Origin of the sequence: Kitasatospora sp. NPDC057223 (genome assembly GCF_042669755.1) — a bacterium.
Classification (GTDB): domain Bacteria; phylum Actinomycetota; class Actinomycetes; order Streptomycetales; family Streptomycetaceae; genus Kitasatospora.
On record NZ_JBHUWW010000173.1, the window covers coordinates 1 to 15004 of the forward strand.

The 15004-nt window shown below is 62.9% G+C and carries 4 protein-coding genes and 1 pseudogene; all 5 read right to left on the reverse strand.

All coding sequences use genetic code 11. The features are described 5' to 3' along the window. Window positions 1-228 precede the first annotated feature (228 nt). The gene (locus tag ACFUK0_RS36195) at window positions 229-501 is read right to left on the reverse strand and encodes a hypothetical protein (protein WP_380257589.1); all 273 of its coding nucleotides are present in this window, start codon (window positions 499-501) and stop codon (window positions 229-231) included. A 27-nt stretch (window positions 502-528) separates the two neighbouring features. Further along, window positions 529-2183 (reverse strand): annotated as a pseudogene (locus ACFUK0_RS36200) (ISAzo13 family transposase). Window positions 2184-2272: 89 nt separating this feature from the next. Then, on the reverse strand, window positions 2273-2659 hold the full coding sequence (locus ACFUK0_RS36205; RefSeq protein ID WP_380257591.1) for a hypothetical protein: 387 nt from the start codon (window positions 2657-2659) through the stop codon (window positions 2273-2275). A 196-nt stretch (window positions 2660-2855) separates the two neighbouring features. Continuing rightward, window positions 2856-9287 carry an RHS repeat domain-containing protein gene (locus ACFUK0_RS36210; RefSeq protein WP_380257593.1) on the reverse strand — a complete coding sequence of 2144 codons (6432 nt, stop codon included), beginning with the start codon at window positions 9285-9287 and terminating at the stop codon, window positions 2856-2858. A 211-nt stretch (window positions 9288-9498) separates the two neighbouring features. Next, window positions 9499-13497, reverse strand: a complete 3999-nt coding sequence (locus ACFUK0_RS36215; protein ID WP_380257595.1) for a LamG-like jellyroll fold domain-containing protein — start codon at window positions 13495-13497, stop codon at window positions 9499-9501. Between the last annotated feature and the right edge of the window lie 1507 nt (window positions 13498-15004).

A 15004-nucleotide genomic window follows, 5' to 3' on the forward strand; every position in this document is an offset into this window, starting at 1 on the left:
TGGTGGCCGCCAACGCCCAGATCTACACCGAGAACGGCGACTGCCCCGGCGAAGTCCTGCTCTTCACCCAGGCCGGCTACCTCTCCTGGCTGGAGGTCTGCTCATGGAGCGACGACACCGAGGTCACCCTGATCCTGGCCCGGCGGACGCTGCGCCGCTGACGCCGGCGCACCTGGCAGTGGACTCGTGACCGTTGTCCGGCCGTCGAGAGCGGGCAGGCCCTGCGCTTCAGGCCTCCCCGACCAGCCCGCAGGCGTCGGGGAACGCCTTCAGGAACTCCCGCCGTACGGGATCGGACTCAGTTTCGGCCAGACCCTCGACCGCCAGCAGGAGCCGGTTGAGCTGCTCGGACGACAGACCCTTGAGCACAGAGGCAACGTCCTCCATCACCTTCACCGCGCAGTCGGGACCCACCTCGTCGTCATCGCAGCTGTCGAGAAACCGGATGTTGTCGACGAGAAGCCCGGCGAGGACAGGGGCCAGCGGGTCGACGACGGTCATCCGAACACCCTAAGGGCTTGCCGATGATTAACACGCAGGTTTGATCTTCGAGTTGGGGTTGTTTCCTTGGGCGACGACGCGCATATGGAGGGCGGCGACTGCTGAGGGCGGGGATGCTGCGGGTGGGATGGCGGTCCCTTGCTGATCGAGGAGCTGCCTGATCTTGTGGAAGGTGCGGTGCACCGCGCTGCGGCTGCTGCCGAGCAGTACGGCGAGGGGTTCTGCTGGCAGGCCGAGCCGCAGGTGAAGCACGGTGGCCAGGACCTGTTCGTCGAAGGGAAGACGAGGTGGACGGCCCATGCGCGCGCCGGGTTGCGCTTCGTGCAGATCGGCCCAGGCCGCGGTCAGTGCGTCCAGCCGCGGCCTGGGCATGCCGGTCAGGGCGGGATCGGAGAGCCGGTCCCGGTCCCCGGCCGCGGTCGGCTCGCGGTCGTCGGCCGGCGTGAGGTGGCCGTCCGAGGACGTGCCGATCAGTGCCGGGTGCAGGACGTAGTTCCAGTCGCCGTGGAAGGCTTGGCGGGTCAGGGGTAGGGCGGCCATGTCGGCGTTGCCGATCTTGAGGCCGGTCGGGTAGGTGCCGGTGTCGAGTTCGGCGTGGACGCGCAGTCCGCTGCGATTGGTGGTCGCGGCGATGGTCTGGACGATAACTTCGTGGCTGGTCAGCGGGCGGCCGCGCCAGTTCATCGTGATGTGGGAGAACAGCCGGTGCTCGATCTTGTTCCACTTTGACGTGCTCGGCGGCAGGTGGCAGACGGTGATCGTCAGTCCGGTCTCGGCGGCCAGCGCGGCCAACTCGATCTTCCACGCCCGGGTGCGGTAGCCGTTGGAGCCACCGGCGTCCGCGGTGATCAGCAGTCGGGTCGCCCGCGGGTAGGTCTTCTGGCCCACACCGTGCCACCATCGGCGGATCGAGGTCACGGCGAAGGCGGCGGTGTCGTGGTCGCAGCCAACGTTCACCCAGCCGGCGTTCGCCGCGAGGTCGTAGATCCCGTACGGGACGGCCTTGCCCAGCTCGGGATCGGCGAAGTCGTGGACGCTCACCCGCACCGGCTCCCCGGCGGGCTGCCACTCGCGGCCGCTCTTCTTGAACTCGCCGACGAGTTCCTTCTTCTTAGCGTCCACACTGATCACCGGCTGACCCGCGTCCCGGTGCTCGCGGACCTGTTCGTCGAGGTAGCGGAACTGCGCGTCCCGGTCGGGATGCTGTTTCCCCTCCAGCGTCTTGGCGTTCGCCTGCAGGCTGAAGCCCTCCTCCCTCAGCAGGTCGGCGACCGTGTCGGCCGAGACCCGGTGACCCTGCCCGGTCAGCTCGGCGGCGAGCCGGCGGGTGGACTTCGTCGTCCACCGCAACGGCGACATCGGATCGCCGCGCACATCCGGCTCCACCAGGGCCAACAGCGCCGGCCGCAGTCCGGGATCCAGATCGGCCAGCCTCCTTCGACCCCCACCCGCACGACGCACCCGACCCAGCGGGGCCTGGCCCGACTCCAGCTCGGCCACCCCCTTCGACACGGTCACCTCACTGACACCCACCGCCCGGGCCACGGCCCGGATTCCCCCCCGTGCCCCAACGCTCGGGCCTCCGCCCCTATCGCCAGACGCCGCTGCCGCTCATCCAGATGCGGCAGCAACACTGCGAACTTAGCCGCGAGTTGAGACCGCGGTCCTTCCGAATCACCCATACCAGACCAACGAGCCGCTTGGACGGAAGCAACACCTTGTTCCTCGGCAAGCCCTTAGCTGAAGGCTGAATCGCCAGGCAGTAGAGCATTCAAACCTGTCCACGAATATTTTCCACGTCAACACCGAAGTTATTTAGCATTTCCAGTACTTCTTTTCTGGTTTCATGACCCATGAACAGGAATGACCTCCTGAGAATTACAAAGCCACCCATCAGCGGCTCAAGGGCCTCAAAGTAGGTGGCATCCCGAAAGGAGGAATTCTGGGAGGTGATTCCAAACTCAATGAATTTAAAACATCTCCCCAGTAGATCAAAATTGGGATTCTCCGCCTTTAGTGCCGGAAGATACACTGGCCGAGCAAATCCTTGGGATAGCAATGAAAATGCATCAAGTTCGCGCCCCGCCAGAAAAGAGTTATTCACTATCGACTCGATGGCCCCTGAGCACTCGGGCACGATCTCGAGAAGCCTATTCACGATCTTACTAGAGTCCGCAGACAATTAATCTCACCCTTCCAGAAAAGTGAACTAATTAAGGCCGCAACGACCACCACATTTGGGTGGCCACCCTGCATGGTGGCCACCCAAAGTGATACTTTCATCATACTAGAACAATCGATTGCGACTGTCCCCTGCGACTAACAGACTACTACAAATGAACGTTCGAGAAGGGCTAGGCCCACGGCGTTTCTCCGGCATGCGGATCGTCGGTCAAAGATCTCCCATTAAAGGGATCGACAACACCCAGGAAGAAATCAAAAAGGCCCCTCTTCCAGCCTTCATCCCTCACGAGCACTGGCGCTTGCGCAACTCCGACAATCGCCCCAAGTACACCGAAGCTTGCTGAGAATCCTCGCATCCGAACGGGCTCTCCGACAGGCCGCGGCCGCGGGTCCCTACCAACCACCTCGAACTTTTGACCCGTAATTGCACTAACCGATTGAGATTTGACAATACTTTCCCGATTTTTAGTTATGGCATTCAAAGTCTCAGGACTTGCCTTAACCGCATTGCCAACTTTCCCGGTTACATCATTCGATGTGAGCGCCTGCCAAAGCTCTTCAAGTTCTCGGGTTGCAATCTCTATATCGCTATCAGATAGGATATTCTCGCGCTCCGTGAGCTTCTTTCCTTGGCTTTGCTTAATTCGAGCCGTTCGATCTCCCTCGAGAAGGTCTGCCAGGCCGGCCGCCTCAGCCCAGCCCTTTTCCATATGCCATTTCTGACCAACCGGCTCCCCGTCGTTCAGTTCCTTGACTATCGCAGTCCCCAATTTTCCATTTCCCACAACCTTCTCTGCAATTTCCCTGGGGTAAATTGCTTCCAATATGTTGCGGAGTGTAGAGTTCTCTGCCGCGGGGGGAGTTGCTCTCGGCGCACTAAGACCGGGGTTGGGATTCGATTCCTTTAGCCGATCCTTCAGCTTGTCTGCTCGTTCATCCGGGTCATAAAGACCTGACGGGTCAGCCCGATTAATCGGATTGCTATGTCCGTAGACATAGCCATTCATCTGCTGAGGATCGGTCGGATCGAGAACGGGGTCAACGGATGCGAATCGCCCAGTGCTTGGGTCGTATTCACGGGCTCCTAGATGGGTAAGACCCGTGGTTTCTTGTGTCCCTCCGAGAAATCCTCGAGTTCCAGCCCATTTGGTTGGCACGGTTCCACGGATTTCACCAAAAGGTGTAGTCCGGCGCTGCCCCACGGCACCCGTGGTAGCGTCGATATTAAGTTCGGCAGTGCCGTGGTGGTCGTTTATCTGAAAAGCCACCACATTGTCATCACCGCGCACTGCTGTCGCCGCGCCAAGGGGATAGTAGCGAGTGGCTTTACCCTTAGTAGCACCCTTTATTAGGTTCACCTCAGTGGCACCTAGATAAAGGGTCCAATTTTCGGCGGCCGGCGCATTAGAATCTGCAGTGTGAGTAACAAGGCGATTGCCCTGCGCGTCATATAGATAGTCGGTCGTCTTGGTTGCAGTGACGGTCGAGGAGCCAGATATGGTCTTAATCGTATCGGCGACCTGCGCCAGCTTGCCTTCATTATTCCAGGCAAGAGTCTGATCGCTGCTAACATTTGAAGCGGGATTAAGCTGACGGGAGGTGGTATCGCCACTCGGGTCATAGGAGTAGACCTGCGGTATAGCAGCTCCTAGGGTACCGACAATGGTGCTGGTGGCGATTAGGCTGTGGGGCTGCGGGGCGGTTGGCGCCGGATAGGTATACGTGGTCGAGCTGTCCTGACTGCTATTTCCGTTAGGATTGTGCTCGGTCTCGCTAGCCCTAGTGCCGTTGGTGTTGTAGGTAAAGCTGCTCCAGTAGGGAGCTGGCCCGCCGAGTGACGTTCCATCGGGCGCGCTGGGGCAGATGCTGCCTGTGGGGGTAAAGGCCTCGGTGAGTCGTGCAAGATAATCGTACTGATAGCACTGGCGGTCGGTGCCGGTACGGGAGGTATCGGTGATGGAAGTAACCGCGCCAGCCTGGTTGTAGGTGTAAGCGGCGGCGCGGGTGGCTCCGGCGACTGCGTACTGGTCGGTACGGCTGGATGCGAGGCGCTGTGTACCCCACTCGTAGCCGTTGGTGATGTAGATATCCTTACCAGGGGTGCCGTTGCTCAAAGTCGACTGCAGGGGCTTGCCAGTAAGGCTGTATGTCTGAACCGTGAGATAGGTACTCGAGCCTTGGATAGCAGTGTTGCGGTGCAAGGTGTCGTACGTGAAAACAACGGATTCACCTGGCAAGTTTCCTGCAGCCGGGTAGCTGATGGTCTTGGGCTGCCCGTCCAGACGATAGATCACACCACTCGTGTAGTTGCCGGCCAGACCCTCTTGGCCGGGCACAGCTGGGATCGTGACGGTCGTCCGGTTTGGACGCCCCATAAGGTCAAAGAATGAGTAGGAAGTCTTGTACTGGTAAGTGTTTCCACCGACACTGCTGTACCGGATGGACGTCGATAGTTGGCCCTTATTACCAGAGGGATCCCAGGTCTGGGATGTTAGCAGGGGACCTGTTACTGAGCCGTCATGACTCTCGATGGAACGGGAGATATTGTCATAGACAGTGGCAATTGTCTTTCCACGCCCGTCGGTGGCACTGGTGATTTCTCCACGGTCGTTGAACGTCTTGGTGTTGGTTCCGGCATCCGGATCGACAGTGGTCCTCTGGTGTCCCTGCTGGTCGTACTGCCAGGTCCACACGGTGCCAGACGGATCAGTGAGCCGGGTCATATGACCGGCCGGATCGTACTGATACTTGGTGGCCTCGAAGGCTCCAGTGGGGGTAGATGCCTTGTACTGTCGGAGTTCCGTGGTTTTACCGGCGGCGTTGGTAATCGTGGTGGTTGGAGTAGCGCCACTGGGAGGAGTGACGGTGACGCGGTCGCCGCCATACTCAGTAAGTGTGGTGGCGAGCGGCGTGCCGACGCCATTGCCGGCCAGAATGGTGGATTTGACGGTACGTCCGAGGCCGTCAAATACTGCCGCCGTCTGGGTCTCCACACCGGTGGCATCCTCGACCTTGAATAGGGTAGAGGACGGTGTGCCAGTTGCGTAGTACGGGGCGTAGGCAAGAGCGGCCTGCCCGCGTTCGTCATAGAAGGTGTCGGTCAGGATCCGGCCACCACTGTCACCAGGCGACTGAGTCTGCCGAACTCGGCTGAAGCCGTCGTATAGCGTGTAGGAAGTGTCGATGGAGTTGTCATCGTTTAGCGTCACGGTAGCAACTGTTGCGATCTTTCCGTCCAGGACGCTGTAAGAGTATTGCGTGTTCGGCTGCTCATTATTGGCTTTGGACTTAGTAGGCAGCCACACCTTCAGCGTCCGGCCTAGCGCATCATAGGCTACGTCTGTTCGGCGGCTGTTTGGGTCAAGAACATCCGTGGCCTGTCCGCGCAGCAGGTCGTAATCGGTGGTAGTGGTCTGTGCGGTGGAATTGTTGCCGACGACGGCAGGTGGAGTAGTCATAGCGGATCTGGTGGGTCGGCCGGTCGTCGGCGTATAGGCACTAGTGGTGGTGCGGGCGCCCGGTGAAACCGTGGTGACTGGCTCTGTAGCCCCCGTGGTATCGAAACTAGTCGTGGAAGCGAGGTCAGTTCCCAGCAGCTGCCGACCATATGCGTCATAGGTTGCGGCGGTGTCAAGGTAGGTAGCGACAGTGCCGGTTTGATATTTCAGGCTCTCGGTGAGAGTGACGTCACCCTTAGCCGGCGCGGCACCGTACGGTTGACCGTCGAAGCGAAGTCGAATGTCTGACAGAACAGCAGAGCTCCCATCGCTCCTGGTCTGGCGGTCCACTGTAGCGGAGCAATTGGCGGCAACTATCTCAGTACGGATTGCGCCGATGAGGATCCATGCAGATGTATTATCGGAGTAGGTACTGCGAACACATTTGTCGTCCGTAGAATCCGATACATCCCCGAGGTCTTCAGCTTGTATGCTGCGACCGTACCCATCGAGGCTCCAGTTGGCCCGGGCTTCGCGCCAATTCAAGCCTGCGCCGGCGTCCAGCGAAGTAAAGGTGCGCTTGGATGCAATACCAGTGAGGTTGGCAGTGGTTGTGGCCCAGTCGCTTACGCGCTTGGCAGTCTCCTTTTTCCACGGCGTGTTCACACTCTTAGCGAGAATCTTTCCGCCGGGCTTTTCATACTGTTCAGCCCGATACTCGAAGCCAGCCCACGCATCGTCGTCAATCAGGACGGCACCCTGACCGTCGTCGACAGTAATGGTGCGCTTTTTCGTCTTGTCGACGGGGTCGTTGCGATCATCGTTCATGCCACGCAGATAGTAGTGATCAGCCTGCGTCGACATGCCGGAGGTGCCACCAGTCTCCACCCGCACGCGGGCATAGCCGCGCCACTGTGACCAAGTTTTGAGTTTCTCCTTGGTGATGCCGTCCTCGTCGTCGTAGTGCCAGGCTGCTGCATCGAGGTAGGTGTAGTGCGTGACCATGTCGGGTGCGCCGCCAGTGCGATCGGTGGCGATGACCGAGTTGACCACATATTTGTTGAACCACTCGGTGGTAACCGGCGTCTCGTTGGAGGGCTGGTACTGCTGGGGGAAGCACCGGGTGATGTTGCTTTGCGGGGTGGGCAGGCTGCTCCAGTCGCAGACCGGAGCGGAGTAGTTGATGTCTGTCTGGCCGCCCATCTCATCGGTGATGGTGCCCAGACGCTGCTTGATGAAGGGCGCCCGGCCGTCACCGGTCCTGTCGAGACGGTTGGCAAGCTGCTTGTACGCAAAGCTCGTCTTCGGCAAGGTGATCGCAGGCGTCGTGGAGGAACCGGTGTGCTGGACGGAGTCGAGCAACAGCTGGTAGTCGAAGTCGGCGGTGCCCCACTTGTGGGTCAGTGCCCAGCTATCAACGGGCGTGTAGGTACCGTCGGCCCGCAGCGTCGTTGCGGTGACCCCTGTGAGTCGGGTGCGGCTGAAGAAGGTGGGGGAGTAGCGGCCGTAGTCGCAGTCGGCTCCGCTGTTGCAGTTCTGGTCCCACGGAGTGTCGTACCAGTACTGTCGCTTCGCATCGATGCCAGCTGGGTCGCACAGCGCCGCAGTCGTTTCGAGGCAGCGTTCTGCAGTGGCGAATTCGACCCGAGCCATAGGCTTCACCGTAGCGGAGTAGATGTCGCCCTGCTGCTGACCGTATTCGATGTGATCCAGGTGGCCGCCGCGGACGTACGGCGTGCGGTCCATGGCCTTGAGGTTGCGGCCATAGTTGTTGGTCTCCGGGGTGTACCAGTACGTAATGTCGTTGCCGTGGGCGTCGACTACCAGGTCAAGGTTGAAGCGCCAACCCTGTTGGCACCAGGAGGACGTGAAGTCCGCACCGTTGCACGGCTCCCCACTGTTGTTGCCGAACACTGGGACGGTGTAGACGGACTTGGTCTCCGCCTTGCCCGCGCTCCAGTTCGGCAGGCGGTTGTAACCGAAGTAGTAGCTAGTGCCGTCTGGGGTGACAGCGCGGAAGTACTCGCCGTCATTGTCCCCGTTACCATGGCTTGTGTCACGAAACCGGGTGATCTTGGTGTTGTCATCACCTTTGAGACGCCACTCGTCGGCGGAAACTGATATCAGTTCGCCGGCATGTCCGGCGAAGCTGATGGTGGCGTTGTCGGTCGCCCAGCACAAGTCGCCCGGATCAACACCGTTCGACTTGGGCGCACCGTCGTCGCTACACGGCTTGTAGGTTCGTTCTACGAAGCCTGGGGTGAAGTCGAAACCATCGCCGACCCACGATGCCTGGTTGTTGCTATTGGCGGTGCGCCCGTCGATGTTGCCTGAGTCATAGGAAAGACCGAGACGCGGTGTCAGGCCGCCGGGCATCGAAGTCAGCGGCATGCTGTAGGCCCAAGTGAACGAGCCGCTGTTGAGCTGGGTTGACCAGGTGGAGGAGGCCGAGAGTGGTGTCGCCTTGTAGTCGCCACTGGGGCCTGCCGTGGTCGCAGCGGCCGCGAGCACCACAGTATTGCCGCTGACCGCAGCGGACTGCAGTTGTGTATGCCCCGCCGGAACGGGAACGGATAGCGTCACCGCGTCGGCGCTGACGGTCTGATTCTCCAGGTCGTTGCCCCCCGGCAGTGGCGTCTGGGTGCGACATTCGGGCTTCTCTGGAGCGGTCAGTACACAGGGGGGAAGCTGGAACAGCTGCAGGCGGGAACCAAAGCCAGCGCTGGCTGCCTGGGCAAAGCCGCTGTAGTCGACACTTACCTTCGCTTGTGTGACGGTGGTGCTCTGCGGGGTCGTGACGCTCAGCAGGACACCGGTGATCCCGGCCTTGCGCGCAAGGTTCTGGTCAAGGACCTGGACGGCGGTCTCTTCTCCGGCGCTCAGACCCTTGGTGTTCGAGAGACTGACCGGCAAGTTGCCGGCTTTGGCAGCCTTGTCTGTCTCAGCAGGGACCGTGACCTTGGCGGTGCCGGCGGCCGGCCAAAAGCCCTGCTTGGTTGTGGGTGCGCTGACAGTGGAGTCAGTCTCACGGCCCTTGGTCTTGCCATCGGAGCCGTTGACCGCTCTTTCGGGCGAGGTCGCCGACGGCTTGACGTAGTTGGCCGCAACTGCGCTCAGAGCCAGCGGCAGTGTCGGTAGCAGCGAGCCGAGCAGTGTACCTGCCACGACGGTCGCGACCCTCGGTCGGGACCGCCATGCGACGGTCCGTTTTCTACTCACGGTGTCTTTCCTCCTGAAGGTGCACCCGCGTGCCGGGGCCTAATGGCGGTGGTGGGGCCAGGTTCGGACCCACCACCGGGCCGCCGCCATGGTGGCGGCGGAAGTTGGGAGTGGGCGGGCCGGGCAGCAGTGATCTGCTCGGCCCGCTGGGAAGCCGTCAGAGGCCGATGGTCGTGTCTTGCTCAGTGTTGAAATCCGCCAGCTTGGCGATCTGAACCGGGCTTAGGACACCCTGGTAGGCCCAGACGTCGTCCAGCTCACCTGAGAAGTACTCGCCCCAGAAGCCTGAGGCCTTAGTTCGGCCAAATTGCAGGCCGGGCGGACCTTCGAAGGGGCGCACAGCCTGGCCCCAGGAGGCGCGGTTGGTGCAGGCGGTGTCACCGTCGGCGCACACCCGGTTCTCTAGGCTGCCGTTGACGTACAGGCTGAGGCGGTTCGCCAGGGCGTCGTACACCACGGCCACATGGGTCCAGTTGTCGAAGCCCAGACCTGCCGAGGAATGCGCGACCAGTGTCCGCGTCCCGGTGCCGTCACTGTCGCGTACCTCGGCCTGCCACTCGCCGAGACGCGTCATGCCGTCGGAGGCGAGACCGGTGTCGTGCCAGCGCACCGTGACTGCACTTCCGTTGCTGCCGGCCTGGGAAAGGACCGTCATGTCCCGGTTCGGCTGGCCCACCGTGTTCGCCCAGGCCGCGAGTGTGAAGCTCTGGTTGGTGTGCAGCGGCGTCGCAGTGCTCTGCGCGTAGCCGGTTGCCCCGTCGAGCGTCAGAGTGCCGGGGTCCATGTACAGGCCGCCGCCGGCGTTGATCGAAGCACCGGTGTCAAGCTGCGCAACCGAGTGGCTGGGGCCTTCGTCCGGCGAGGAGAGCGGGGTTCCGGTCGCGGTGTCGAGCTTCCAGCGGCCGACGAGTTGCGGGCGCTGCTTGACTAGGGCCGCGGCTTCCGGGGCGGTGACGACGCGGTCGTAGATCTGTACGTCGTCGATGTCGCCGCTGTAGTACTCGCCGTTGGCGCCTTCTCGGGAGACGGCTCCCAGTTGCAGCGGGCCGGGGTTCGGCCACGGGGTGGTCTGGGTGTAGTCGCTCTCGGCGACCAGGAAGCCGTTGATGTAGAGGCGGTTCTTGTGGGTGGTGGCGTCGGAGACACCCAGGAGGTGTGTCCAGTGGTTGTCGGTGCCGCTGAAGCAGGGGACGCCGTTGACGGTGCTGCCCGGGGCGCAGTCGGGCTGCATGGTCCGTACGAGGGTGTCGGCGGAGGTGTCCTCCTTGTAGCGGCCGAAGATCCAGCGCTTCCAGTAGGGCGAGTAGTAGAGGGAGAACTCGTTGTTGTGGGCGCCGGCCTGGTTGACGGCCATGCGGGGCATGGTGTCACCGTCGGCGATTGCGGGGAGTTTGACCCAGGTCGAGACTGCGAAGCTCCTTGTCCCGTCGACCTGCGGTCGCGCGGTGCGGGCGTAGCCGGTGGTGCCGTCGAAGTGGGCGGCGGTCGCGGCGGCGCCGGGCACGCCTGGCTGTACGCCGCCGAAGGTGTTCAGGGCGTCGGACTCGGGGAGTCCGGTGACGGTGCGGGCGTTCTCGTCCAGGTGCCAGACGGCCTTGGCGGGCAGGCCCGCGGTCAGCGTCCGGTCTGCGGCGACGTCGGCGGCCTCGGCGGCCGAGAGTGAGCGGTCCCAGACCTTGAGTTCGTCGAGGGAGCCCTTCCACGGGTCGACGTAGTTGCCCATGTAGCGCAGTCGGCCGGCTTCGAGCGGGCCGCGTGCGGCAAAGGAGACCGGCGCCGCTCCCTGGGCCGCGAGGGCCCCGTCGACGTACAGGCGGACCTGCTTGTTGACGGCGTCGTAGACGCCGGTCAGGTGGGTCCACCTGTTCGCTGTGGCGGCCGCTGTGCCGGTTGCCTGCTGCCAGCTGAAGCCGGTGACCAGGTCCTGGCTGAAGGTGGTGAAGGACCACTTTCCGCCGCGCTCACCGAGGGAGAAGAAGGACGTGTTGGCGCCGGCCTGGGCCACTGCGGTGCGGGTGACGTCGGCGTTGGCGAGGTTGGCCCAGACCGAGACGGTGAAGCTCTTGCTGGTGTCCAGGACCGAGCCCTGAGTGTTCGCGTAGCCGTTGGCGGTGCCGTCGAAGGAGACCGCGGTACCGAGATGGCCGGGCGCCTGCGGCATCGCGCCGGAGCTCAGGGCCGCGTCGATGCCTTCTCCCGTCCCGGCGAACGTGGTTCCGGACGTCTCATCGAGAGCCCAGCCGTCGCGCTTCGGCTGGCCGGCCAGGACGTTGAAGTAGTAGGTCTCCAGCTGGGAGGCGTTGTTCGAGGCATCCAGCGCCTGCACGGAGAGGATGTGCACGCCCGGGGTCTCCAGGAGCAGCCGGATCGTCTGGGCCCCTCCCGCGGACGTCGCGACCTCGTGGGCAGCGGACGCCGAAGTATCCAATCCCCAAAGGTACTTAACGACATCTGTTGCCACGGAGTCGATGGTGAAGTCGCCGTACTTTCCGACACCGTCCGTCCAGGGCAGTACCGCCGAGGCGTCCTTCGATCCCGGGTATGACGTGGATGTCACTGCCGGCCCGTCGGGCCTGGAGGTATCCACAGTCACGTAGCAGGCGGTCGGGTCTCCGTCCGAGGACCACGGTCCCCAGCTGGCGCCGTCCCAGGCCCGCATCTCCCAGGTCAGGTAGATGTTGTGGGGCAGGCTGTCGGGCAGGGAGAGGGAGAAGATCGATCCGGACCCCTTGAAACTGCTCGAGTCGGGGGCCGCGCCCTCGGCTCCGGTCGACCACCAGCGGCGCTTCCAGCCGCTGCCGTCGTCCCAGCCGACGACGAACTGGACGCCGATCGCCTCCCCGTCGGGGTCGCTCGCCCGGGCGGTGATCTGCGGCATCTTGTTCACCAGCACGGCGGTGCCCTGGCAGACCGAGCCGGGGGACATCGTCAGGTCACTCTGCGGGCTCTGGTTGGGCCGAAGGTTGTAGTACACGCGCAGGAAGGCGTCGTCGGTGAACCGCTTCCAGCCATAGGAGTCGCTCTCGTCCTCGGCCTTGAGCCCGAACGTGGCGCTCGGCCAGCTCCAGTTGGCGCCGTCCTGGATGAGGTTCTTCACGGCGTCGTTGCCGCCGAACTCCAGCCATCCGCCGGGGCAGCTGCTGCTCCAGCCCTTGGCGGTGTTCATGGTCTCGAGCTTGCGGCTCCAGAAGCCCGCCGCGTTCTGCTTGTTCCACGTCAGACCGGAGTTGATGTAGCTGGTGTTCCACAGCTCGATGGGCCGTGCGTTGCAGGAGTACGACCAGCTTTCGTAGGTGCCGAACTGGGCGCTCAGGATCTGCTTGCCGATGAACTGCGACGTGGGGATCTGGAAGAACGAGCGCTTCAGGTCCGTCGGTGCGCAGCGGGTGGTGTCGCCGCAGTAGCCGACGCCCCAGTCGTGGACGTAGCTGCCGTTGTAGCTGTAGTGCCAGTAGGGCTGGTTCGGCAGGTACCGCGATACGCCGGCCCAGTCAGCGGCGTTAGGGGTGTACCACGCGGGGTCGATCATCACCGGGTAGACCGTCGCCGGATCGTCCAGCATGGCCTGGCTCGGGGTCAGGACGATGGTGTTCTGCGAGGTGGGCACGTCGACTGCGATCTCGGAGACCTTCGCCCCCTCGCCCGGCATCGCGCCACTGTCGCCGCCTGAAGGGGCTGGATCCTGTGTGGCTGGGGCCGAGCGGGCCTTCGCTTCTCCGGCCTTTGCGGAGTCCGGGGCGGCAACGTCCGCGGATGAGGTGGCAGTGACCGTGGGCAGGGGACTGGAGGAGTCCCACATCATCGGTTTCGGTGCCTCGAAAACGACGCCGCCCGCGCCCTTGTCCACCGCCTGGAGGGAGCCGTCGGGTGCCTCGGTGACCGCCAGGCCGCTTCCCTCCAGGCCCAGCCGGAGCTGATCCAGCTCGGGGTTCTTGGCGGCGGCTGCCGTATGGACCACGATCATCTGGGTGAAGCCGGTAGTGGTTGCGGTCATCCGCAGATCCACGTCCGGCAGGATGGCCTTGTACTCGGCCGTACTGCCGTTGATCTCCGGCTTGGGCAGTGGCTTGGGCCAGGAGAGCTTCAGCTCACGCCCTGCCCGGCTCATCCGCACCAAGGGCTGACCGCCGCCGCCCGAGAACACGATGTCCGCCATCGCGGCCCCCGGGGCAACTGTCCCGTCGGCCTGCACATGAAGGGTCGGATCCAGGTCCGCCCACACACCGTTCTTCCGGACCCGCCTGGGCTGAACGTATGTCGTCGCCAGCAACTTGCCATCAGGCTGCGCCTGGACGTCACTTGACTCGGTCCGCATCGAGGCGACTTCGACGGGCTTGCCGGACTTCCGCGCCTCGGCAACGGCCAGGCTTTCAGGTGATTCTGTGCCTGCAACGGAAGATGACTGGTAATCAGTAATTGATGCTGAGTCAGATGCGTTGGCCGGGGTGGCGGGAAGGAAGGATAGACAGGAAACAAGTCCTAGTAGAACCGTGGCCGAAGCCAGCAGGCTACGGGCAGAGAAGCCTCGCCCGGGTCTCTCGGTAGTCACTACACGCATCCAGAGTTCGAAGATCGACTTTTCGATGACGAAGCTTTCTTGATCATGTGAATTCGTGTCAATCCCTTTGGCGCGCAGGATCGTCCGGGGGCAGTGAGACCTCCCTGCCATTTAGGAGCCAGGCATAACAAATTTGGACATCACTCCCCCTGTAATGTGGTGCGGATCACACTCGGAGCCCTATGGGTGGCAATGCATAAAAATGACTCAAGATCATTTCAATGATCTAAATTGGTACTAAACTGGATATTTGGGGCTATTGGAAAGATCCTGCGGCTCCGGAAGCAACTGAACCGCAGGTGCCGAGACCGCAGCTTCGGCGCGGCCCTCCTGCTTTCTGAGCTTCGAGCAGCGCCCCCGCGGGCCATCTCGTCGTGCGCGCAGCCGCGGCACACAACGTGGCAACGGTGCGGGAGGTGGCGTTCTGAAGGAATCGCGCGGCACGGCGAACCGGATCACTGACAAGGCGTCAGCGGCAGCAACCGCACTGATCACGGCGGTCGTGGTGCCACCGAAAGGAGGCATCCGACGCCGGACGCTCGTTGAACTCCTTCCGGCGTAAGGCGTCCAAGCCGGTCCGACGAGATCTCATCTGAGCGTGAGGACGCTCCGGCGGGGCATCCGAATCCGGGCCGGGTCCTAAGCCATCAACACGCCGAAGCCAAGCGGGCACTGGCATGCAGGGGCGAGCATCTCGCCCCACGTCGCCGAGCAGCACCAGTACACCGCGCAACAGCAGCAGTCGCGGTCGGGTGGCGAAAGAGTCAGCCGGTTCGCAGCCGGCTCAACGGAAACGCCGGCGGACGTGACCGGGCCGCCGGTCCAGCACACCCGAGAAGGAACCTCGGAGCAGTGCACCACCCATGGGGCGCCCCGCAGAGTTGACAGCGATGCTGCCGCCAAGGTCAACGATGCAGGTCTTCGTCCCGCTCTGCCGACGTCCGACGTCCGGGCACTCACCACCCTGCTGATCTGTACAAACGTGGGTGGCCCGCTGCACAGATGTGCAGCGGGGCCCCCCCCCCCACCCGCCCCCCCCCCCCCAAAAAATTGGAGGGAAAACGCCCCCCCCCCGCCCCCCCCCCCCCCAAGGAAAACAACCCCC